Annotated in this window: 14 protein-coding genes and 1 pseudogene; 3 read left to right on the top strand and 12 right to left on the bottom strand. The window is 62.7% G+C overall.

The features are described from left to right. Positions 1 to 9: 9 nt before the first annotated feature. The 5 genes from GE073_RS08295 to GE073_RS08275 form a co-directional block, all read right to left on the bottom strand. Positions 10 to 2,742 carry a glycosyl hydrolase family 18 protein gene (locus tag GE073_RS08295; RefSeq protein WP_228551834.1) on the bottom strand — a complete coding sequence of 911 codons (2,733 nt, stop codon included), beginning with the start codon at positions 2,740 to 2,742 and terminating at the stop codon, positions 10 to 12. A 446-nt stretch (positions 2,743 to 3,188) separates the two neighbouring features. Continuing rightward, positions 3,189 to 4,211, bottom strand: a complete 1,023-nt coding sequence (locus GE073_RS08290) for an AI-2E family transporter (RefSeq protein ID WP_153783226.1) — start codon at positions 4,209 to 4,211, stop codon at positions 3,189 to 3,191. A 183-nt stretch (positions 4,212 to 4,394) separates the two neighbouring features. After that, entirely contained in the window at positions 4,395 to 5,858 is a 1,464-nt protein-coding gene (locus tag GE073_RS08285) for an ABC transporter substrate-binding protein (protein ID WP_153783225.1), read from the bottom strand. An 80-nt stretch (positions 5,859 to 5,938) separates the two neighbouring features. Continuing rightward, a complete protein-coding gene (locus GE073_RS08280; RefSeq protein WP_153783224.1) occupies positions 5,939 to 7,285 on the bottom strand; it encodes a response regulator in 1,347 nt (448 codons plus the stop codon). A 2-nt stretch (positions 7,286 to 7,287) separates the two neighbouring features. Further along, a complete protein-coding gene (locus GE073_RS08275) occupies positions 7,288 to 9,105 on the bottom strand; it encodes a cache domain-containing sensor histidine kinase (RefSeq protein WP_153783223.1) in 1,818 nt (605 codons plus the stop codon). 180 nt (positions 9,106 to 9,285) lie between these two features. Between GE073_RS08275 and GE073_RS08270 the strand changes: the two genes are divergently transcribed. Beyond that, the gene (locus GE073_RS08270) at positions 9,286 to 10,080 is read left to right on the top strand and encodes a TerC family protein (RefSeq protein ID WP_153783222.1); all 795 of its coding nucleotides are present in this window, start codon (positions 9,286 to 9,288) and stop codon (positions 10,078 to 10,080) included. A 367-nt stretch (positions 10,081 to 10,447) separates the two neighbouring features. On the opposite strand, the gene GE073_RS08265 is transcribed toward GE073_RS08270, so the two are convergent. The 7 genes from GE073_RS08265 to GE073_RS08235 form a co-directional block, all read right to left on the bottom strand. Next, positions 10,448 to 12,031 (bottom strand): extracellular solute-binding protein, encoded by a 1,584-nt coding sequence (locus GE073_RS08265; protein ID WP_228551371.1) that lies wholly within the window; start codon positions 12,029 to 12,031, stop codon positions 10,448 to 10,450. A 27-nt stretch (positions 12,032 to 12,058) separates the two neighbouring features. After that, positions 12,059 to 14,413 carry a helix-turn-helix domain-containing protein gene (locus GE073_RS08260; RefSeq protein WP_101808864.1) on the bottom strand — a complete coding sequence of 785 codons (2,355 nt, stop codon included), beginning with the start codon at positions 14,411 to 14,413 and terminating at the stop codon, positions 12,059 to 12,061. A gap of 165 nt (positions 14,414 to 14,578) precedes the next feature. After that, positions 14,579 to 15,706, bottom strand: a complete 1,128-nt coding sequence (locus GE073_RS08255; protein ID WP_101808863.1) for a glycoside hydrolase family 88 protein — start codon at positions 15,704 to 15,706, stop codon at positions 14,579 to 14,581. Positions 15,707 to 15,745: 39 nt separating this feature from the next. Continuing rightward, positions 15,746 to 16,627 carry a carbohydrate ABC transporter permease gene (locus tag GE073_RS08250; protein WP_101808862.1) on the bottom strand — a complete coding sequence of 294 codons (882 nt, stop codon included), beginning with the start codon at positions 16,625 to 16,627 and terminating at the stop codon, positions 15,746 to 15,748. 13 nt (positions 16,628 to 16,640) lie between these two features. Next, entirely contained in the window at positions 16,641 to 17,564 is a 924-nt protein-coding gene (locus tag GE073_RS08245; RefSeq protein ID WP_101808861.1) for an ABC transporter permease, read from the bottom strand. A gap of 77 nt (positions 17,565 to 17,641) precedes the next feature. Then, positions 17,642 to 19,300 (bottom strand): type 2 periplasmic-binding domain-containing protein, encoded by a 1,659-nt coding sequence (locus GE073_RS08240; protein ID WP_153783221.1) that lies wholly within the window; start codon positions 19,298 to 19,300, stop codon positions 17,642 to 17,644. A 415-nt stretch (positions 19,301 to 19,715) separates the two neighbouring features. After that, on the bottom strand, positions 19,716 to 21,311 hold the full coding sequence (locus GE073_RS08235; RefSeq protein WP_194843317.1) for an NAD-dependent epimerase/dehydratase family protein: 1,596 nt from the start codon (positions 21,309 to 21,311) through the stop codon (positions 19,716 to 19,718). A gap of 551 nt (positions 21,312 to 21,862) precedes the next feature. Here GE073_RS08235 and GE073_RS08230 point away from each other — a divergent pair. Next, on the top strand, positions 21,863 to 22,261 hold the full coding sequence (locus GE073_RS08230) for a hypothetical protein (RefSeq protein WP_153783219.1): 399 nt from the start codon (positions 21,863 to 21,865) through the stop codon (positions 22,259 to 22,261). A 202-nt stretch (positions 22,262 to 22,463) separates the two neighbouring features. After that, positions 22,464 to 22,709, top strand: a pseudogene (locus tag GE073_RS26035) (IS3 family transposase); the annotation flags it as partial. Positions 22,710 to 22,754 lie beyond the last annotated feature (45 nt).

Raw genomic sequence — 22,754 nt, 5'->3', positions numbered from 1 at the left:
CGAATGATCTTATTTCGTCAGCTCGCTCAAGAACCGGAGCACGAGCGCGGCCGTTTCCGCCCGCGTCGCGATGCCTTGCGGATCGAAGCTGCCGTCTTCCCTGCCGTTCAGCAGCCCTTTGTCGGCAGCGGCTTGAACGGCTGACTTGGACCATGCCGGGATGAGGGCGTCATCCTTGAAGGAGGTGGCGGCGCCGGATGCCGGCGGCCATCCGGCCGCTCGAGCGAGCAGCGTGAGCAGCTCCGCTCGAGTGATCGCTTTGTCCGGTCGGAACGTCCCGTCCTCATAGCCCCGGATCAGGCCGAGAGCCTGGACCTGGACGATCGCATCCGCCGACCAGGCCGGGAAGCGGTCCGCATCCTTGAACGGCGCAGGCGCGGCTGCGCTCGCAGGAGGCAGCAGGCGGCTGACCAGGACGGCCAGCATGCCGCGAGTCGTCTTTTCGTTCGGCTGGAACGATCCGTCCGGATAGCCTTGGAAGAGGCCGAGCTGGATCGCTTTGACGATATCGTTCTCCGCCCAATGCCCGACCGCATCGCGAGGCGTCTCGACGGACGGCGCATTTGAAGGCGCCGGGGTCGCGCTTGGAGCCGGCGTCGCGCTTGGCGATGCCGACGGAGAAGGCGTCGACGTAGGAATCCAGTAGATCGGCGGCTCCGGCGTCGGAGTCGGCTCCGGACGAGCCTGGCTCGGATTGCCGTAGATCGGCAGCTCCTCGAAGATCCGTGTCGTCAGCGTCCGGTTGCGGTCGCCGGAAATTTCCCAGTTCATGATGCCGGCCAGATTTTCCTTCCGCACATGGATCGCCTTGTACGTGATGGATTCCTCATCGTCATAAGAGATGAACGTGCCTGTTTTCTCGTTGAACAGATAAGGCACTTTGGCTTTGTCGTTCCAATGCCGCTTGTAGGTCGATTGGGTGACATAGTTCTCTTCCAGGTCGGTGAAGTCGAACTTGCCCGCTTCCCATGTGCCGTCTGTGGATGGAGAGGCGCACTCTCCGTACTCGCCCGAGCATCCGATCCAGCCGTTGCCGTAGAACGGCACGCCGAGGACGAGCTTGTAGTTCGGCACGCCGCCCTTCAGATGGCCCGCTGCCCCGCCGGCCACGTTGTTGCGCGGAGCGGTCGATTGCTTGTTGGCCGGATCGTAGTAGAGCGGCGCGTTGTGGTAGGCGGAGCTGTGCCAGCCGCCGCTGTAGTCGTAGGTCATGATGTTGACGAAGTCGAGGTAAGGCACGGAATTCGTAAAGTCGGCGTTGCGCGTGAAATTGTCGCCTTGTCCCGAAGCGATGGTCAGCAGGTAGTACTTGCCGTCCTTTTGACCGGCGGCGTCCAGCGTCTCGCGCAGCGTCTTCATGAGCAGCGTGAAGTTCTGGGGATCGTCCGGGCTGCGGTCGTTGTCGTCCTCCCCGCCTTCGACCGGATATTCCCAGTCGATGTCGAGTCCGTCGAAGCCGTTGCTGCGCAAATACTGCAGCGCGGTTTGAGCGAATGTCAGACGGGTCTCTTCCGCAGCGGCCAGCCTCGAGAAATACTTGGACCAGCTCCAGCCGCCGACGGAAACCATGAGCTTGAAGTCCGGATCGCGCTGCTTCATCGTCCTGAGCTCGGCGAAGTTCGACATGTCGTCGGCCGGCGCGCCAATGACCATGCTGCCGTCGAACACATAGCCGGATTGGTCGGCGATTTCCGGATTCTGGCATTCCTTGCCGCTTTCGCCATAGCCGCCCCAGCAGATGTCTGCGAACGCGTAGTTGATATGCGTCAGCTGGCTCGTATCAATGTCGGATGGCTGGAAGTTGCGGCCGGTTTCGCTGCGAGCCCACGAGGCGTAGTAGTAGACGAGATTGTAGTTGTGGCCCGGCGTCGCCTTGACGCGAGCGCTCGTCGGAGATGTCCACAGATCGTTCTTGGCCACGACCGTGAAATAGTACGGCTGGCTCGTCTTCAGCCCCGTCGCCAGATAGCGCGGCTCCGCCGAAGTGCCGAGAAGCTTGCCGCCGGAGTAGATCTCATAATACGTCGCGCCTGCAACGGTCGCCCATCCGAGCGTGACCTCAGACTTCGTCGCCGTGACGACCTGCACGTCCTTCGGCGCGTCGAGCTGGCCCCAGATCAGGCGGATCGGATCGCTTTTCGGCGAGTTCGGTCTCGCTTTCGACGAGTCCTGCGCGGCGACCTGCAGATAGACTTCTTGCCCGACGGTCAGCTTGGAGGCGTCCAGCTTGTAGGTGCCAGAGCCGTTCCAGATGCCGGCCAGCCAGTTCGTGCGGCTGTATACGTCATATCCGTCGGCTCCGGGAACGTTGTCGAACTGGATCGTCAGCGACTCGTACGTTACTTCCGTCACTCGAGGCTGATGGGGCTTCTTGAGAGGAGCGGGAGGAGCGGTCGCCGTATCGGCTGCCGTCGTGAAGGTGATCCGCTCGCTCGGCACGCTCGAGCCGGAAACGCTGGCCTGACGGATGTAGAACGTGTACTCCGTCTCAGGCTCCAGTCCTCCGAGCGTGACCGGCGGAGCTGCGAACCAGCCCTGGTAGTTGAAGCCGCTGTCCGGCTTTGTCTTGTCCTTCGCGACATAGATGTCATACCCTTTGTCCGGATCATGCCGGTCGTTGAGATCCCAGGTCAGCATGGCGGAACGTCCCTTGATTTCCGACACCTGCAGATTCGTCGGCGGCGGAGGCGGGCCCTCTGCGGCGGTTGCGGATGCCGGCAGGGAGACTAGCCCTGCGAGCAAGGTCAAGCATAAAAAAGAGGCTAGCTTTGTGGCAACCTTCTGTTTCCATCGTCTGTTCAACCTCGATCACCTCTGCGGAAGAATGGGGGAAGAATGAATTCGCGGCTTGCCGGTCTGCGCCTTGCTCGTGCTTGTCCCTCCCTTGTCTCTCGAGCTGGATACGAGGTCCATTTTCGCATCTTTTCCCGCCATTTCCTTCCTATTTCCCAGACTCCGCGCGTATCTATAAGAAAAAGTGGGAAAGTATCAAACGATTGCGGACAAAGAAAAAAAGGAGGGAAAATCTCCCCCTTTTTCGATAAGATATTTCCCCCGCCGAACGTAGTCCCGCCTCTTGATTTCCTCCCATCTCTCTGATCAAAAAATAAAAAAAGCCCATCCGAACGAATCCGGACAGGCTTTCCCTGCATGCGGCCGGGCTTGCGGGAAGCCGCTTCTTCCGACCGTCAAGCTTCTTTTTTCTTCTCGCCATCGCCGAGCGGCACATGCAGAATATCCAGCACGAACATGAATACCGGGATGCCGATGATGAGCCCCCAGATGCCGAAGTAATGCTGCGAGAAGACGAGGATGACGAACGTATAGAACATCGGCAGCTTCGTCTTGGACGCCATCAGCCTCGGATTGAGGAAATACGTCTCCAGAGCGTGGATGAGCAGGATCATCACGATGACCCAGAATACGAGCGTGACGCCGCCCGCCTGGTAGCCGATGATGCCGATCGGCACGAACGAGATGATGACGCCCGCCACCGGGATGAGGCTCAGCAGGAAGACCATGATCGTCAGCGCGAACAGGTACGGATAGCCCATGATCCACAGCCCGAGCATCGTGAATACGGTGTTGAACAGCGCGATGACGAGCTGCACCTCGATGACCTTGCCGAACGAGGAGACGAAGCGCTGGGCGAAGTAGGCGATCTCGTCATAGACCCAGCCGATCTTGCTCGTCTGGAACTTTTGGGTGAAGGCGAGAATCTTCGCTTTTTGCAGCAGGAAGAAAAAGCTGAGCAGGATGACGATCAGCACGAGCTCCAAAATCTTGCCGATCTTGCCCAGATAGAGGAACGCCTGGTCGACATACGTCTTGTAGTCGATCTTCTCCAGCTCCTCCGACAGCCGCTTCGCGATGTCGTTGCCCTCCGTGGAGTTGAGGAAGCGGATGATCGTATTGATCATGTCGCGGCCTTGGGTGACGATCTGAGGCACATAATTGGAGATGCCCCAAGCCAGGCCGGACAGCAGCAGCACGTACAGCAGCACCGCGACGACGATCGGATGCACCGGCACCGCCTTGTTGATCCATCCGGTGAAGAGTCCTTGCAGCCGGTTCATGACATAGGTCACGAGAAACAGCAGCAGGATCAGATTGAGCATGTGCCGCAGGCTGTAGAGCAAGCCGACGAGCAGCAGCAGGACGACGATCCTGCGGACGGCGGGCATAGCGAAAAAAGCGCGCATCGATTCCATGACTTCCCTCTCTAACATGAAGGTTCTCGTGCTGGCGCGCATCGCGAGGGCAGAAGGGCCGGCGATGCGCGCATGGCTTCTCTACATTATTACCGATGCAGCCCGCGCTGTCGATGCGGAGCGGCCGATCCGCCGAAAAAAGGCCGGTTCCGCCCCAAGGCAGACCCGGCCGGCCGACGAAGGTCAGCGGGCTTGGATGGCGTCGTAGTATTTGGTCTGCATCGTCGCGGCGGCCGCATCGAGCTTCGCCTTCAGGTCGACGTCCTGCTGGGAGAACACTTCCTGGACGATGTTCGTCATCTCGGCATAGTATTCCTGGGTGTTGTACTGGGCTTCCGGATTGCCGTCGAGCAGCTTGCTGGACTCCGGGTCGTACTTGTACACGTTGTCGTACTTGTCGTAGATCGCCTGCAGCCTCTTGCCGTAGTCGGAGTCTTCCTTGTAATAGCTCATTTGCGGCGGGATGTAGAACTTGCCCTCTGCCTTGCGGGCCTGGATGTCCTTCTCGACGGCCTCCAGGTAGTTGTCGGAGAAGCAGTCGAAGATGATATAGCGGAACGCCATTTCCTGCTCGTCCTTGGAAGCGTTCGGGTTGATGACGAGATAGTCGCCGCCCAGGATGCCGGAATGCTTGCCTCCGGCCTGGGCCGCCGGCATCGGATAGGTCGCGATGTCCTCCGACTTCATGCCGCCCTGATTGAGCGCCTGGTCGAGCACGCCCTCCGCGCCGGCGATGACCATCGCGGTGCGCCCTTGCGCGAACGCGCCGACCGCGTCGTCCCAGCCGAGCGCCCAGTCCTTCGGAATGGCGTCCGCTTCCCAGCGCAGCTTCTGATAGAACTGCAGCGCCTTCACCGCTGCGTCGGAGTTGAACGCCGCCGTCACCTTGCCGCCTTCGACGGTCTGGATCTGGCCGCCGGCTTCGAACAGGAAGTTCGTCCAGTTCCAGCCCGCTTCGTTGCCTTTGCCCATCGGGGCGATGCCGGAGATGCCCTTAACCGGATCGGCCGCCGCTTGGGCCGTCCTCAGCATGTCGTCCCATGTCCAGTCATACGGCGGTGCGGCCACGCTTTTGTCGGCGAGCAGCTTCTTGTTGACGACCACGGAGGTAGAGTAGCCGTTCTGCACGATGCCGAACACCTTGCCGTCCTTGATGAACTGGCTTTGCAGCGTCGGATTGATGTCGTCCTTGCGCTCGTAGCCGTTCCACAGCTCGGTGATGTCCGCCGCCCAGCCGCGCTGCACGAGGAAGCCGGCCTCCGTCGCGAACGTGTTGAAAAACGTCGGCGCCTCGTTGGCCGCCATCTTCACTCCGATCTCGTCGACATTGTAGTGCCAGTCGCTCTTGGTGATCGTGACGTTCGGATATTCCTTTTGGAAGCGCGCGATCTTGTCGTCCTCGGCCTTGCGCTTCTCGACCTGATCGGACAACGGGTAATAGATGCTGATCGCAATCTTCCGGTCCCGGATATCCCCTTCGCCCGGCGCCGAGACGCCGCCGCTGCTCGCGGCCGGCTTGTTCGGCGCCGCGCTTCCTCCTTTGCTGGCAGCTCCGGTTTTGCCGGAGCTGCCGTTGCCGTCGCTGCAGGCGGACAGCAGCAGCGTCGTCGCCATCAGAAGGCTGATGAGCGCAGCCGGCTTGCGCATGTGTAGCTCCCCTTTTCCCATTGCGATATGTCGCCCGAGGCCCATCGAATCCGCTCGCGCAGCGCGGAGCCTTTCCAATCCTACTTGCCTTGGCTTTCTTTTTTCAGCTCGCTCGGGCTGTAGCCGTAGTACTTCTTGAAGATCTTGCTGAAATGCTCCGGCGATTCGTAGCCGACCCGCTCCGCCACCTCGTACCGCCGCAAGTCGGTCGTCAGCAGCAGCCGGCGGCCTTCCTCCATCCGCAGCTTGATGACGTATTCCCACAGGTTGTAGCCGGTGTTCTTCTTGAACAGATAGCTCAAATAGTTGGGACTGACATGTCCGCGCTGGGATACCTCATGCAGCGTCAGCCCCTTCTGCGCGTAGTTGTCCTCGATGTAGCGCAGGGAGCGCTCCACGATCCGGTTCGTCTGGGCGGACGCCTCTTCCTCGCCGGGCTGCCTGACGGAGCCGCCCTCCGCTTCGCTCCAGCTGAAGTCGCCGTAGTAGAACACCTTTTGCCCCGGATGCCGGATCCGCCACTCCAGCGCCCTTCTCGACTGGGTCGCCAGCAGATGGAGGAACTCCGGCCCGCGGGCGATCTGGCTGATGCCGACGAGCACCGGCAGCCGCAGGAACGAGTCGGCATGATGATGGAGGCTGCGGCCGATCATGTCGAGCTGGTTGATCTTGCTGACCGTGGCGTCCTCGTAGCGCTCCTCGCTCCAGCCGATGACGAGGCCGACCTCCTCGTCGGGCAGCTCGAGCGGGACCGGATTCCAGTCCTTGCCGAGCAGCTCCGTGGAGAGGTTCATGACGGCGTAGGCAAGCAGTTTCCGGTCCCGCGGCGACAGATCCGGGCGCGTGTCGAATTCCGGACGGATGCGGATGACTGCGAAATAAGGCCCTGTCTCCTGCAGTCCGGCGGCTGCGGCCAGCTCCCCGGCCTCCGCCGTCGAGGCAAGCGGATTGGCGAGCAGGCGCTCGAGCGCCCGGCGCGGCTCCTCGGCCTGCGCCTGCAGCGCGAAGCGGCCGCCGAGGCTCGCCGCGTAGTCGGGCTCGCTTTCGGCGGGGCGCTCGGCCTGCAGCAGCGCGTTGCGCACGCTGTCGAGCAGCTGCGCCGCGTTCAGCGGCTTGATGAGGTAGTCGCGCGCGCCGAGCCGCATCGCCATCTGCGCATATTGGAACGTCTCGTGCGCGGAGACGACGATCGTCTGCACCCACGGCTTGATGAGCCGGGCCTGATGCATCAGCTCGATGCCGTTCATGCCCGGCATGCCGATGTCGGTGATCATCAGGTCGACCTCCTCCAGACGGAGATAGTCGAGCGCCTCGAAGCCGTTGCTCGCGGTATGGATATCCTCGATGCCGAGCCCGGCTCCGGCCAGCATGCTGGACAGCCCCTTGCAGATGAGCGGCTCGTCGTCGACGATCAGGATGCGATGCATGTTCATTCTCCTCTCGATGGTCCAGATAGATCGGTCTCGTCCAGCAGCGGCAGCTGCAGCCGCACCTCCGTGCCTCCGTCCGCTCTCGGACCGATGGCCAGCCCGTAGCGCGGGCCGAACTGCAGCCGGATGCGCTGGTCGATGTTGCGGATGCCGTAGCCGAACGACGGCGAGCTGTCCGGCTCGTCCAGCCAGCGCTGGATGGCGGCGTAGTCGACCGCCTTGTAGCCGTTGTCGCCGACCGTCACGAGCAGGCCGCCTCCTTCGTCCGCGCGCGCGGCGACGACGATCTCGCCGTCCTCGCCCATGTGCTTGATGCCGTGGACGATCGCGTTCTCGATCAGCGGCTGAAGCGTGATCTTGGGGATGAGCGCCGCGCCGAGCTCCTCCGGTATGTCCCAGAGCACGCGCAGCTCCGCCTCGTAGCGCCGGCGCTGCAGCGCCACATAGGCGGCGGCGTGCTCGCTCTCCTCCGCGAGCGTGATCAGCTCGCGCCCGCGGCTCAGGCTGATCTTCATCAGCTTGGACAGGTCCTTGATCATTTCCGCGGATTCGGTATGCCCTTCGAGCGAGCTTTTCCAATAGATGCTCTCCAGCGTATTGTACAGCAGATGCGGGTTGATCTGGTGGTAAAGGATCTGCAGCTGCGCTTCCTTCTGCCGGATGTCCGCCTGATACTTGTCGGCGATCAGGCTGTTGAGCCGCCTCGCCATGCCGTACACGGCAGAGATCAGCACGCCGACCTCGTCGCTGCGCGACTGGCCGGGCGTCTCCGGCACCCGCTTGCCGGGCTCGTACCTGCGGACGAACAGCGACAGCCGCTGCAGCGGCGTCATGAGCGAGCGCCAGAAATAGATCATGATGATGCAGCCGACCGCGACATAGGCGGCGGAAATGAGCAGGATGACGTTTTTGAGCTCGCTTTGCTGCTGCAGCATCGCCTGCAGCGGAATTTCGTAGATGAGCCGCAGATGGAGGCTGTTCTCGCCGCTCGCCACATAGATCCGATCCCCCTCGATGAGGTGGACCGGCAGGTCCGAGCGCGCCTGCGCGGCCCGCTCCGCCAGCGCCGCCGGCAGCGCCAGCTCCGTGCCGATCCGGTCCGGCAGCGTGCTGCTCATGATCGTGCCGGCCTCGTCGACGAGGCTAATGTCGCCGCCCGGCAGGCGGACCGAGCGCATCGTGTCGGCGAGCTTGTGCTCCAGCTTGTAGGCGACGAGCACGCCGATGACGCCGCTGCCTTCGGCGATGTTGTTGACGGCGCGGATGTAGGCGAGCGTCGAGCTTTTGTCGAACGCCGTATTGGTCGAGGTCACGCGGACGAAGCCGAGTCCCTTGAGCCGCACGGCCTCGTCGTACCAGTCCGGCTTGTTCTTGCCGGATAGGAAATAGACGCCGTTCTGCGTCATCTGGATGGACGGCGCGAAGTAGAATTCTCCGGATGGGTCGTACACATAAAGGGAGTAATAGACCGGGGTCTCGCCGTTCGTGCCGGTCGAGTAGGAGCGCAGCAGCTTGTCCATCTCGGCGTACTTCTTCACCCGGCCGAGCACCGGCTCCCGTCCGCCCGGCACGATGCGCTGCGTCACCGGATTCTGGATGATCGTCGTCGTGATGCGGTTGATGCTGTCCATTTCCTTGTTGATCATGAGCAGGTTCTGCTTGTTGAGCTCGGCATAGGCGCCGGTGACGTTATCCTTCATGATCGTCTCGGCCTTCAGGTTGCCGTACGCGAACAGGCCGAGGATCGGCAGCGCCATGAACAGGAACAGCAGGATGAGCTGCAGCTTGACGCTCAGCCTTGTAAGCGGATTCAACATGAGCCGTCGGCCTCCGTGCACGTTCAAGTACCCCGATTATGGACCGGAATGAGACGGATTTCAATCCCCCGGCGCAAATGCTTCATTTCCCGGGCAATCGACCGCATAAGAATTCCCTGCGCTGCGGAAGCTAGCCAAAAAGCCGCGTCAACCGCGCGGTGCGGAAGGAGCGCGACGTTCATGAGCTCGGCCGTTCTTCTGGAGTATTTGTGGGTGCTGGTCGTGCTGATCGGGCTCGAGGGCATCCTCGCGGCGGACAACGCGCTGGTCATCTCGATCATGGTCAAGCATCTGCCGGAAAAGCAGCGCAAAAAGGCACTGTTCTACGGCTTGGCCGGAGCCTTCGTGTTCCGCTTCGCCTCGCTGTTCCTCATCTCGTTCCTCGCCAACGTCTGGTATGTGCAGGCGATCGGCGCGGCGTACCTGCTCTACATCTCGATCAGCCACATGGCCAAGCGGCTGTTCGTGAAGCAGGAGAAGCACAAGCAGGAAGCGGAGAAAAAGCAGGAGAACTTCTGGGTGACCGTGCTCAAGGTCGAGCTGGCGGACATCGCCTTCGCCGTCGACGCCATCCTCGCCGCGGTCGCGCTGGCGATCACGCTGCCGCCGACGACATTCCCCCGCATCGGCGGCCTCGACGGCGCTCAGTTCGCCGTCATTTTGGCGGGCGGCATCATCGGCCTCGTCATCATGCGCTTCGCCGCCTCGTACTTCGGGCGGCTGCTCGTCAGCCGGCCGGGGCTCGAGACGGCCGCGTTTGCCATCGTCGGCTGGGTCGGCATCAAGCTGGCGGTGTATACGCTGTCCCATCCCGATGTCGGCGTGCTGTCCGAGAAGTTCCCTAAAAGCCTCGGCTGGAAAATCGTATTCTGGGGCGTGCTGCTGGCGATCGCGATCGGCGGCTGGTTCCTGTCCAAGGAAAAGAAGCCTCCGCAAAGTCCGGAGGCGGGGGCGGCCGGGACGGAGCCGGTTTAGCAAAGGAATCCAAGGCAGATTTATGCCTTGGATTTTTTTCGGGCCGGATTCCGGCGAATCCAAGGCACTTTCATGCCTAGGATTCACGTTTCGGGCCTGTTCCCAGCGAATCCAAGGCACTTTTATGCCTTGGATTCACGTTTCGAGCCGGATTCCGGCGGATCCAAGGCACTTTTATGCCTTGAATTCATGTTTCGGGCCAGTTCCCAGCGAATCCAAGGCACTTTTATGCCTTGGATTCATGTTTCGGGCCAGTTCCCGGCGGATCCAAGGCACTTTCATGCCTAGGATTCACGTTTCGGGCCTGATTCCGGCGGATCCAAGGCACTTTCATGCCTAGGATTCACATTCAGGGCCTGTTCACCGCTTAACGCGCGGCTCCTTCATACCGCTCCAGAGCCTGCTGCTGGATCGCCAGCGCGCGGCCGATCCCGAGCGCCTCCAGCCGGCCGCGCCAGCTTTCAAACGCCGCCATCGGCTCGATGCCGAGAACGAGCTTGAGCGACATCTCGTCGACGGCCGCCTGGACCTCCTGCATGATCGCGGACAGCTCCAGGCTTTCCCGCTCCGTAAGCGGCAAGTTCGGAAGAGCATGCTCTTCCGCATCGGTATTCGACCAGATGCGCACCGCCTCCCGCTGCTCCGGCAGCCGGAAATACTGCTCTTGGTAGCGGATGTCCTGCACGAACGGGCCGAAGTAGCTGGCCCGCGTGTACATCGCCAGCGTCTGGGGCATCGACAGCTGCTCCGGGTTGGCGAAAATCAGGTCCGTATAGGCGGGGTAGCCGCCGCGCAGCTCGTAGCTTTTGCCCTCCGCGCCGAAATTGAACAGCATATGCCCTTCCTCGCCATAGCCGAAGTCCATCAGCCGCACCGCCTCTTCGACGCGCTCGCTGCGCGCCGATACGGCTACCGCTCCGCTCGGTCCGACGGCCGGGGCGCGCTGCCCGAACTTGGGGCGATCGCCGCGGCGCAGCACCGGATACGGCGCCGCGGCCAGCTCGGCGTCCGAGTCCTGCTTGCGCAGCATCGGCAGCCAGCTGCCGATGCCGGCGCCGGCGTTCCATACGCTCGCCCCGCTGCGTCCCGACGTCATCGAGGCGTCCTGCGTGACGGAGTCCACAGCCGCGAAGTTCGGGTCGAGCAAGCCCTTTTCGTACCAGCTCCGCATCAGCTGCAGAAAGTCCCGGTAGCCGGGCTCCGCCGGTCCGAACCGTACCTTCCCCTCCTCCACATAAAACCCCTTGGCGATGCCGAAGGCGCCGATGAACGCCCCGCCCTCGACGCCGTTCAGCGGATTCGTCGTCCCGAGCAGCGTCAGCGGCGCTTGCGCGCCCTTGCGCTCCTTGAAGGCGGTCAGCGCCTGCTCCCAGTCGCCGATCGTCTCCGGGACTGGCAGGCCAAGCTCGTCCAGCCAATCCTTCCGCACGATCGGCCCTTGATAGGTCAGCAGCCGCTCGTCTCCCCGGATGAACGGAAAGGCGTAGTAGCTCCCGTCCGCCGTCCGCACGAGCTTGTCGATGTCCGGATGTTCCCGCAAATAGCGGGTCAGGTTCGGCGCATGCTTCTCCATCGCCTCGTTCAGCCGCAGGATATGGCCGTCCTGGATCGCCTTCTCCGGACCGCCGGGATAGTTGATCCACTCGTACTCGATCAGATCCGGCACGTCGTCCGAGGCGAGCAGTACGCTGATCGCTTCCCGCCCCTGGTTGGATGGCGGCTGCACGAACTTCAGCCTGACGCCTGTCCTCTCCTGCCAATCGTCGAAAAATGGAACCTCGGCGATGCGCGAGCGGGCGCTCGCGGCGTTGCCGTTCAGCTCCGCCCAGTAGGAGAGCGGCTCGTCCTCCGATCGGTCCGGACCGACCGGCTCCGGGCCGGAGCGCGTGCAGGAAGACAGCAGCGCTGCCGCCAGCAGCAGCGCCGCCAAGCGCCGGTTGCGATGGCTCATCGTCATTCCTCCCTTGTCGCCGCTGCCTTATGCCAGCTCGCGGTACTTGCCTGGCGTGATGCCCTCGTACTTCTTGAACACGCGGATGAACGTCGCCGAATCGTTGTACCCGACCTGCCGCGAGATCTCGCTGATCGACTCCCGCTTGCCTTCGATCAGCAGCTTGGCGCGGGAGATGCGGGTGCGGTGAATGGAATCGAGCAGCCCTTCCCCCGTCTGGCTGCGGTACAGCCGCGACAGATAGCTGCCCTTCATCGCGAACTGCTCGCCGATGCCATTCACATTCAAGCTGGCGTCCATGTAGTTGGCCTCGATGAAGCGGTTGACGCCGGCGACAAGCTCTCGCAGCGAACGCTGCCGCTCCTGCGAGACCTGCGCGTCGCGGCGCGTCCGGGCGATCGCGCACACCTCCGCCAGCAGCCGCAGCAGCTCCTCCTGCATCTCCCCGAACGTCGTGCTGGCCATGATCCGCTCCATCCAGCCGGGATGCTCCTCGAGCACCCGCTCCTCGCCCTCGCCGAGCTCATGGATCGCCTTGAGCATCGTCGCGAGCAGGTTGAACATGAGGCAGCGCGCCATCCCGAGCGACAGCGGAGCATTGCCGAAGTTGCGCTCCGCGATCTCGTCCATGCAGGCCGCGGCCTGCTCCAGATCCCCCGCTTTGATGATATTGATAAGCTGCTGCTCCTCCTGGAGCGGATAGTCGTAGCCTTTGCCGGATGGAGCTCGGCTCTCCATGCGGATGTCTCGGTAAGAGAGGATGCCCGTCTTGCCGAGCAGCATCCGATACTCCATCGCGTCCACCGCCTCCTGATAGGCGACTGCGACGCCCGCCCAGCCGCCGTGGATGCCGCCGATCGACACGGTCAGCTCCATCCCGTACCGCCGCAGGAACGCTTGCGCCTCGGAAGCGGCCGCCCGCAGCTCGGCTTCCGCGTCCGCGGCATCCGGACGGAGGCTGACGAGGCAGGCGTGCAGGTCATCCGACTCTGCCATGTAGCCGGCATGGCCCGCCTTGGCGCACAGCTCCTCGACAACGTTGGCGATGATGAACGGGATGAGCCGCCGGCGCTCCGCCGCCTCGATGCCGGACAGCGTCTCGTGCAGGCTGTCCTCGTTCTCCAGCGCGAGCAGCAGCACGGCGAACCGGTCCGAGCGCAACGGCATGCGGAACGAGCGGAATGCCTCCTCGTAGCTGACCGGCGTATCGAGCCTGCCCTTGAACAGCCGCTGCAGCATGTTTGCCCGCAGCACCTGCTGATGCTTCTGCAGCTGCTCGGCGATCCGCTCCTTCTCGCTGCGCGCGCGCCGGATCGCCTGCTCGATGCGCTTGAGCTCATTGCCCTCGGCGCGCCCCTCCGGAACGTCGGCTTCCCGCTCGTCGATCGAGCGGACGAGGCCGCGGATCGGCGAATAGTTCCGCCGCAGGAAAAACCACGTCAGCACGCCGGCGCCAAGCAGGCTGACCGCGATGCTGCTCGCCGTGAAGCGGCGCACGTATTCCGCTTTCTCCCAATAGAGCGAGCTCGGAATGATGAGCGCATATCGGAGGCCAGAGACGGCGGAGCGAATGTGGAACAGCTCGGCGTCTCCGGCCTTGCCCTCGGCGAGGCTGACGCGGCCGTCCGCGCCGAGGAACGCCTGCAGCTCCGGGGCGTCCGGCCGATTGGTCAGCAGCGGCCGCCCGTCCGGATCGAGCATGAGCAGCACGCCGCCGCCCAGGCCGGAGATGCTTTCGAAGTCGGCCTGGAAGCCGGAGCTGTCCGCCATGACGACGACCGCGCCGGTGAGCTTTCCGTTCAGGCCGTCCGGCAGGCGGTAGACGTAGGCGATCGAGCTTTGCTCCTTGCCCGCGTCCGAGCGCGGCAGCTCGATGAAGCGTCCCGGCCCTTCCCGCTGCGTCTCGGCTTTCCACTTCTCGAATGACAGCGCTTTCGAATTATGGATCGTGCGATAAGCCGTCTCGGCGTCGCGGATGTTGCCCGGACGGATGACGGAGTCGCCCCGCTCCCAGACGACGTAGAATTCCGCGATCGAGGCGTATGACGTCTTGTACATCCGGAACTCGTCGCTCAGCTGATAGGCCGTGTACGGCGCCTCCCGCGCCGACTGGCTCGAGTACATCAGCGTCTGGAGCTTGTCGTTCCAGGCTATTTCCATGCTGAGCCGCTTCATGAGGTCGATCTGCTTGTCCATCGTGTAGCGCACCTGCTCCAGCAGCGAGTCGTTGGCGCGGTGGATCTCGCTCTGCAGCGCCCGGTCGGCCGCGGCGGCGTTGACGAAGCTGATGAGGATCGGCAGCAGCAGCACGGCGCTGTAGGACAGCAGCCAGGCGACAACGACGCTTCTTCGCTTGTTCCATAGTCGGCGGATCTTGTTCAACCCTCTCATCTCCTGCAAGCTCGATATGCCGAGCGGATCGGCCGCGGATGCGGAGCTTTATTATACCGATAAATGCCGGCCGGATGGAATGCGCAATATGCGCGGCGGCATCGATCAAATCGTCAAAAAGCCCGCTGCGGACGGGGCCGCGCGGGCTGGAAGACGCTAGAACAGGCGAAGCGTCGACCCGCCGAGCTTGGCGAGCGCCTCGACATAAAAGTAATCGCCGTAGATGAGCGAGACGTCGACGTTCTGTCCGGCCGGCTTGTGTCCCGTGCCATGCAGCAGCAGCGCCTCGTGGCCGTCGACGCGCCAGGCGGCGTATCCGCCGCGAAGCGAGCGTAGCATCGCCTCCGCCTCGTCCCGCCAGCGCCCGCCGTCCGCTCCGTGATCCAGGGCGGCCAGCTCGAGCAGTCCCGAGGCGGCGATCGCCGCGGCCGAGCTGTCGCGCGGCGGCTCGCCGGCAGAGCGGTCGGCGCGGAAGTCCCAGTGCGGCACCCGATCGTCCGGCAGCTGGCCTACAAAATACGCCGCCGTCCGCCGCGACGCCTCCAGGTAGTCCCTCTTGCCGGTCCACCGGAACGCGTTGGCCATGCCGTAGAGCGCCCAGGCCGCCCCCCGGCTCCATGCGGACTCCGGCGCGTCCCCTTGGCCCCCGAGCGCCTCGATGCGTCGGCCCGTCGCCGGATCGAACGAGACGATATGGTACGCCGAGCCGTCCTCGCGCAGGAACTGCCGCAGCATCATGTCGGCATGGGCTTCGGCGATATGTGCATAGCGGGGATCGCCGCTCTCGGCCGAAGCCCAGAACAGCAGCGACAGGTTCATCGCCGAGTCGACGATCGACCACCCGGCGCGGTCGCCGTTCCAGGCGCGCAGGAAGCTGCCCTTGAGGTTGAAGCGTCCCGCCAGCAGATCCGCGGCGAGCAGCGCGCGGCGGCGCGCCTCCTCGTCGCCGGTCAGCTTGTGCTTGGCGACGGCGGTCGTCAGGAACTGGAAGCCGAGATCGTGATGAAAGCCGTTCGGCTCGATGAGACGCCGCTCCAGCCGCTCGTCCCAGCTCCACGCCGCTTCCCGGAACCGCTGCTCGCCGGTCCCGTCATAGGCGAGCCAGAGCAGTCCCGGCCAGAAGCCGGACGTCCACCAGTCGATCGGCCCGTCGTCATACTTCCCGTCCGCTCCGGCCCGATGCGGCGAGCGGCTCCCGATGCGTTCCAGCATGACGCCGACCGCCTGCAGCGCCTCGCGGCTCATGGCGGCGGCATCCGGAGCTTGATTCCTCTTTGTCTCCATGTGTGATTCCTCCTTTTAAGCGGCTGGCCCGCCGCGCGCTCAGCCCTTCAGCGACCCGACCATGACGCCCTTGACGAAAAAGCGCTGTACGAACGGATAGACGCACAGGATCGGCACCGTCGCGACCATGATCGTCGCGTACTTGATCGTCTCGCCGATCTGATGCCGGTCTCCCGCCGACGCCCCCGCCGACATGCTGTCGGTCGCATTGGCGATCAGGATCTCCCGCAGCACGAGCTGCAGCGGGAACAGCTCCCGGCTCTTGATGAAGATCGAGGCGTAGAACCAGCCGTTCCATTTGTCCACCGCGTAGTACAGGATCATGACGGCGATGACCGGCATCGACAGCGGCAGGATGATGCGCAGCAGGATGGTGAAGTGGCTCGCCCCGTCGATCTTGGCCGATTCCTCCAGGCTGTCGGGGATGCCCATGAAGGACGTCCGCATGATGATCAGGTTGAACGTGCTGACGGCGAACGGCACGATCGTCGACCAGAGCGAGTCGAGCAGGCCGGCGCCTTTGACGACGAGATAGAGCGGGACGAGCCCGCCGCCGAAAAACATCGTGAACACGAGGAGGAACATGAGGACGCCGTTCCACATCACGTTCTTGCGGGAGAGCACGTACGCGCCCATCGCCGTCAGGATCAGGTTGACCGCGACGCCGGCGACGACGATGAACAGCGTGTTGCGGTAGCCGATCGCGATCGCCGGATTGTCCAGCACGCTGCGGTACGCCTCGAGGCTGAAGCCGAGCGGTCGCCACAGGATGCCGCGGTAGGCGAGCAGCTCGCCCGAATCGCTGAGCGAGGCGAACAGCACGTACAGCAGCGGGTACAGCGTGACGATCACGAGCAGGCCGAGCAGCGCGTAGACGGCCGCTCCGACGAGCCGGTCCCCGAGGCCGGTCCGGATGTTCATGGCGTTTCCCTCCTTACCATAGGCTGCTGCGGCTGAACCGGCGGCTGAAGTAGTTGGCCGATACGAGCAGCGCCAGATTGATCAGCGAGTTGAACAGGCCGACGGCGGAGCTGTAGCTCCAGCCGAATTCCAGCAGTCCCTTGCGATAGACGAACGACGAGATGACGTCGGCCGTCTCGTAGGTGACCGGGTTGTACAGCAGGATGATCTTCTCGAAGCCGACGTTGAGCAGGTTGCCCATGCGCAGGATGAGCATGATCGCGATCGTCGGCAGGATGCCCGGCAGCGTGATGTGGAGCATCTGCCGCAGCCGGCTCGCGCCGTCCATGCGCGCCGCCTCGTACTGCTCCAGGTCGATGCTCATGAGCGCGGCGATGTAGATGATCGACTCCCAGCCGATGCGCTGCCAGATTTCCGAGAGGATGTAGATCGGGCGGAACAGCTCCGGCTTCTGCAGCATCGCCTGCCCGTCGTAGCCGAACCAGACGAACAGCCGGTTGATCAGCCCGTCCGCGTTGGTGAAGTCGGTGACGAGGCCGCAGATGACGACGAGCGAGATGAAATACGGCATGTAGGTGATCGTCTGCACGGTCCGCTTGAAGGCGCGGTGCCGCACCTCGTTGATGAGCAGCGCCAGCACGATCGGCGCCGGGAATTCGAACAGCAGCGAGTATAGGCTGATGAGCAGCGTGTTCTTGAGGATGCGCCAGAAGTAGTAGCTCTGGAAAAAATCCTCGAAATGCCTCAGGCCGATCCAGTCGCTGCCGAGGATGCCCTTGATCGGCGAATAGTCCTTGAAGGCGATCGTCGCGCCGTACATCGGGAAATAGTGGAACACGACGTAGTAGGCGAGCACGGGCAGGAACATGAGGTACAGGTACTTGTTCATCGCGAAGTCCCTCAACGCGCGGCTGCGGAACGATTTTGGCGCGGACATGCGGTTCGTTCACCTCTTTTCATGGGACGGGAAGAAGCCTGTCTGCTGCGGAGGACGGCCCCTTCCCGGCTCGCGGCTCAACGGCTGGAATAGCGGGCGAGCGCCGCCGTCTGAATCTCGATGGCGCGGTCGAGGCGCAGCGACTTCATCTTCGCCAGGTAATCGTCATAGGCGTCGAGCGGCTCGCTGCCGAGGATGATCTTGAGCGTCATCTCGTCGACGAGCGTATTGATGTCGTTCATGATCGTCGCATACTCCGAGCTTTCCTCCGCCGTCGGCGTGATCGGCGGCAGGTTGTAGCTCGCGGAGTCCGTCTGCTGCCAGAGCTCGACCGCGTCGCGCTGCGTCTGCAGGGCGAAAAACTGCTCGGCGTAGCGCTTGTCCTGAATGAACGGCCCGTTGTAGCTGCCCCTCGCGTACTGCGAGATCATCTGGGCCGGCGCGAGCTTGTCGGGATTTTTCATCAGCAGGTCGGTGTAGGTCGGATAACCGTCCTTCATTTCATAGCTGACGCCCTCCGTGCCGAAGTTGAAAAACAGCCGTCCCTCCTCGCTGTAGCCAAAATCGAGCATGCGCACGGCGAGCTCCGGATCCTCGGCCGAGGTCGTGACCGCGACGATGCCCTCCGGCGAATAGGCGTTGTTGCGCTGGCCGAACTTCGGCTTGTCGCCCTTGTTCAGCACCGGGTACGGCGCGGCGGCGAGCACCGCCTTGGGATCCTTCGCCTGGACGAGCGGCTGCCACTTGCCGATGCCGCCGCCGGCGTTGGCGACCGTCGCCCCGGCCGCGCCGGAGACGATGTTGCCGTCGAGCGCCTTGCCGTCGGCCGTCGCCGCGTTTTTGTCGATCAGCCCTTCGGCGTACCAGCCGCGGAACAGCTCCAGATAGTCCTTGAAGCCGGGCTCGGACGGGCCGAACTTGATCTGGCCGTCCTCCTGATAGAAGCCTCGCGTCACGCCGAACGCGCCGAGGAACGCGCCGTTGCCGGATTCCTGGAAAAAGCGCGGCTTGCTGACGAACGACAGCGGCGCCGCCGCTCCCTTCTTCTCCTTGAACTGGCGCAGCGTCGCGGTCCAGTCGTCAATAGTCTCCGGCACCGGCAGTCCGAGCTCGTCGAGCCAGTCCTGGCGGATGATCGGCCCCTGGAACACGCGCAGATACTCGTCCTCCCGGATGAACGGGAACGCGTAGTAGCTGCCGCTGTCCGTCTTGACCATCTTGTCGATGTCCGGATTGTCCTGCAGGAATCGCTTGAGGTTCGGCGCGTACTTGTCGATGTAGTCGTTCAGCCGCAGGATGTAGCCGTCCTTGATCGCCTTCTCCGGACCGCCCGGGAAGCCGTCGAGGAAGTTGAACTCGATCAGGTCCGGCAGGTCGCCCGAGGCGAGCAGCATGTTGAGCGACTCCTTCGCCTGCCCGCTCGGCGGCGAGGCGAATTCCAGCTTGACGCCCGTCCGCTTCTGCCATTCCTGAAAGAAAGGCACCTCGTCCAGCGAAGGCTGCACGCCGACGAGATTGCCGGGCAGCTCCGCCCAGTAGGCGAGCTGCTTGTCGGTCTGCAGCGGATAGGCCGTCTGCTCGGCTGCGCCAGCCGCCCCTTGGCCGTCTGCTCCCGCTCCGCCGGTCTGGCCTCCGCTTCCTGCGTTGTTTCCGTTATTTCCTCCGCCGGACGTGCAGCCGGCGAGCAGCGCCCCGGCCAGCGCCAGCGACAGGCCCGATTTCAACCATCGGTTCATTCATCTTCCCCCTCAGCTCGAGTGGCGGGAACGGTCGGACCTTGGAATGGGAGCGCTTGCATGTTCCCGTTCGGCCTCCGCGCCTCGCCTCCTTAGGCTACCTTCCGGCGGCAGCGAGCCGATAGAGGCGAATTCGGCTTTACGATCGGCCGTTTCGGCCATCGGCGTTGACGATATCGGCACAGGAATAGGCGGAATCGGTATTCAGATCGGCCGAAATGGCCCGATCGGCGTGAAGCGGGGCGCGCCTTCGATCGAAGAGGAAGTCTTCTTCGACGAAAAAAAAGCCCCCTCGGGTCGCGGAGTGGACCTTTAGGGACAGCTTTCTAGCTGCCGGCGGAGCAAAGAAGGCTCTGTCGCTCTGTCGCGTGCGTTCGTTCGCTGAAATGTCGGCGGCAGCCTGAGCCGCTGGCGCTCAGGCGCTGCCGGCGGCGCGGCAGTCCTCCAGCGTATCCTGCGCCGACTGGCGAAGCGGGATGCGCGGCGCCCAGCCGAGAGCGCGCAGCGCGCTGGCGTCGATCGGCTCCGGCGAAGCCGCCGTGCTGCCGCCGATCTCCATCGGCAGCGGCACGGCGGCCAGCTCCCGGTACAGCTCCGCCAGCTCGCCGAGCGGCGTCATCCTACCGCTCGCCATGGCGTAGCTGCGGCCTGCGGCGCCCCGCTCCAGCAGCGTCTCGTAGCCTGTCATGGCGTCCCGCACGTCGAGAAAATCGCGCGCTTCGGTGGCAGAGGACAGACGGAACGGAGGCGGAGCCTGCGTCTCAGCCGCTGCAGATGGAGCGAGATCGGCGACAGCATCGCTGCGGCCTGGCAGGGACGGATCGGCGGCATCGCTCCGGCCTGGCAGGGATGGATCGGATGCAGGCGGGGCCTCTGCCGAATTTCCAGCCTGCGCTGCCGTCCGCTCGCAAGCGGCCGCGTAGCGGGCGAGCAGCCGGCTCAAGCCGGCGGAAGGGCCGGGGCCGACGAGGTTGGAAGGAATTGCGACAAGCACGTCGAGCCCGTACAGCGCATGCCAGCCCAGCGCCGCCTGAGCCTGCATCGCTTTGCTCAGCGCGTACGGATGCAAAGGCTTGACGGGCGGCGGACCGTCCGCCGAGCCGCCGAGCATCGAGCCGGCCACGACGATCCGGCAAGGATGCCCGGAAGCGCGGACCGCCTCCAGCAGCCGGACGGTGCCCATCAGATTGAGGTCCAGATAACCGGATGGATCGGCCCAGGAAGGTCCGGCGGCGTTGAGCCCCGCCAGATGAAGGACGGCGTCCGGACGCGTCCGGCGCAGCAGCTCGGACAGGCTGTCCGAGCCGGGCTCCGACAGGTCGAGCGCCTCGAGTCGGACGAGAGACAGCCACTCCGGCTCATCGCGGCCCGGCCGGCTTGCGAAGGCGAGAGAGGATGAGCCGGGAGCGCCGTCATCCGAGGCATCGGCGTGATCGACGGCATTCGAAGCGTCCAGGGCGTCCGGGGCGTCCAAGGAATTCGAGACATCCGAGGCATTCAAAACATCCGAGGAATCCACGCCAGCTTCGGCTCCCGGGGCATCTACGCTATCGGCGGCATTCACGGCATCCGTCGCACCCACGGCATCCATGACATTCATGGCATCCGTCGCATCCACGGCATCCGCAGCGACGAACCAGTCCGGACGTTTCGCCGGGTCTGCCCAGAACGGCGTCGATCCCGGACGGACGCAAGCGACAATCTCCCAGCCCGCCCGTGCGAAATGCCTCACCGCATGCGAGCCGCAAAAGCCGCCCGCCCCGGTGACGAGGAGCCGCTTCCGACGGCCGGACGATCCCGCTTCGCTCCGCTCGCCGGCTGCGCCTTCTTCCAGCCTGCATCCTGCCGATCCGCCGGTCTCGTGACCGCTCGTTTCCTTTTTCAGCCTGCGGCTGGACGACCTTCTCCAATTGGAGGCTTCGGCTCCCTTTGGCCCGCTCGTTCCCCCGATGCTGCGGCTGGACGATCCGGAGTCGCTGATTTCCCGCCTGCTCGTTCCTTTCCCTATCATCCTTCCTCTCCCCTCCCGACCCTCATCATTTGCTTCATAACGCTGCTTGCCCGGCCCGATCCTTTGAATGAAGGCTCGTGCAGCAAACGTGACTTCTGGAGCTGAAGACCGCCCATACGCTGATGTATCTAAAAATGCGGAATGCGTCGAAAACATGCTAGTTGCATCCTTTTTTTGCCGCCGCCAGCTTATCGCCCTCTCCAAAACGGGGACTATCGGCCATCCACGGCTCCGGTTGACGTGGAGAAGAAGCCAGCACCGAGCGTCGATGTTCCGTGGCTGCTTTGTACGAAAGATTATATAATTCATCATTAAATGCCATTACGAGTCCATGTGTCCCGATTGCAATTCTCTAGGGTGGCTGAGACAGGCAGCCCGCCGTACCACTCTAGGGTGGCTGAGACAGGTAGCCCGCCGTACCGCGTTGGATAAACTTAAAAAATTTAAAAAAGACCGTCAGATATTAGCTCCCGCAGGCGTGATTATAGAAGACAGCGCTTGGGAAGAAATCAGTTGGGGAGTAGTCTAGCTGTAGAAAGGAATGAAGCATTATGAATCAATTTTTTCGCAAGGCAGGGAAGATCGGAGGCAAGGGGCTTCTAATTGGTGTGTTAGCTACGTTTGCTCTTGTATGCATCTTTGGAATTGTATTTTTTGTTGGGTTGTGGTTTGGGCCTGGAAAAGACGATATAGCGTTGTTCCATGGAAACAAATATGCAATCTCAAAATCCCCTATGAGCTATGATCTGTACGAAAAGGATAAAGTCCTGATTTTGCCGAATGTGACATCCTATTATGTAGGTAAGGAGAAAAGCTATATTTTCAATAATAGTGATGTGGTTATCATTGATGAGAAGCATGGAAATTATGAAAAAAAGGACCTTAATGATGCAACTTTGGAAGAACAGTCATTCATTGAAAAAGCACTAGAAATCAGGCCATCTCAATAAAAACGAGATGGCCTGATTTTTAGTGAGGCGTATAATTGAGCTGCTGCATGTAGAAATAGGAAAATACGGAACAATGGCTCCAGCCTGTTGCGCATCGGCGGCATGATTGGGAAATATCAATTCAAGCTGTGGTCCTAGAAAAACCGCACAATTGGTCTATGAGGCTGCTGCGAGCCTGACCGTGGGACTGAGTCGCATTCAGATGTCCCACATCGATCGTGGCAGCGAATTTTATAACCGGTTGATATCGGAGGCGCTCGAAGCCTTTGGTATTCAGCGTTCGCTTAGCAACAAAGACTGCCCCTACGGCAATGCAGTCGCGGAGGCTGCTTTCAAGATCTTCAAGACCGAGTTCGCCAATCAATGGCAATTTAAGAGCCTGGAACAGCTAGACTTGGAACTGCGTGATTATATTCACGGGTACAACCACCACCGTCTTCATAGCACACTGGGGTCAAGCCCCCGTACAAGCAAGAAAACAGCCCTCATCATT

It is taken from the genome of Paenibacillus sp. B01 (genome assembly GCF_009649995.1).
GTDB lineage: Bacteria > Bacillota > Bacilli > Paenibacillales > Paenibacillaceae > Paenibacillus_O > Paenibacillus_O pasadenensis.
The sequence above is the reverse complement of the archived record's forward strand: the minus strand, read 5'-3'. Positions and strand labels throughout refer to the sequence as shown.

Coding starts and splice junctions, on each gene's coding strand:
- GE073_RS08230 (WP_153783219.1), top strand. CDS start 21,863: ATGAATCAATTTTTTCGCAAGGCAGGGAAGATCGGAGGCAAGGGGCTT.
- GE073_RS08265 (WP_228551371.1), bottom strand. CDS start 12,031: ATGAGCCATCGCAACCGGCGCTTGGCGGCGCTGCTGCTGGCGGCAGCG.
- GE073_RS08270 (WP_153783222.1), top strand. CDS start 9,286: ATGAGCTCGGCCGTTCTTCTGGAGTATTTGTGGGTGCTGGTCGTGCTG.
- GE073_RS08275 (WP_153783223.1), bottom strand. CDS start 9,105: ATGTTGAATCCGCTTACAAGGCTGAGCGTCAAGCTGCAGCTCATCCTG.
- GE073_RS08245 (WP_101808861.1), bottom strand. CDS start 17,564: ATGTCCGCGCCAAAATCGTTCCGCAGCCGCGCGTTGAGGGACTTCGCG.
- GE073_RS08240 (WP_153783221.1), bottom strand. CDS start 19,300: ATGAACCGATGGTTGAAATCGGGCCTGTCGCTGGCGCTGGCCGGGGCG.
- GE073_RS08280 (WP_153783224.1), bottom strand. CDS start 7,285: ATGCATCGCATCCTGATCGTCGACGACGAGCCGCTCATCTGCAAGGGG.
- GE073_RS08250 (WP_101808862.1), bottom strand. CDS start 16,627: ATGAACATCCGGACCGGCCTCGGGGACCGGCTCGTCGGAGCGGCCGTC.
- GE073_RS08235 (WP_194843317.1), bottom strand. CDS start 21,311: ATGATAGGGAAAGGAACGAGCAGGCGGGAAATCAGCGACTCCGGATCG.
- GE073_RS08290 (WP_153783226.1), bottom strand. CDS start 4,211: ATGGAATCGATGCGCGCTTTTTTCGCTATGCCCGCCGTCCGCAGGATC.
- GE073_RS08255 (WP_101808863.1), bottom strand. CDS start 15,706: ATGGAGACAAAGAGGAATCAAGCTCCGGATGCCGCCGCCATGAGCCGC.
- GE073_RS08285 (WP_153783225.1), bottom strand. CDS start 5,858: ATGCGCAAGCCGGCTGCGCTCATCAGCCTTCTGATGGCGACGACGCTG.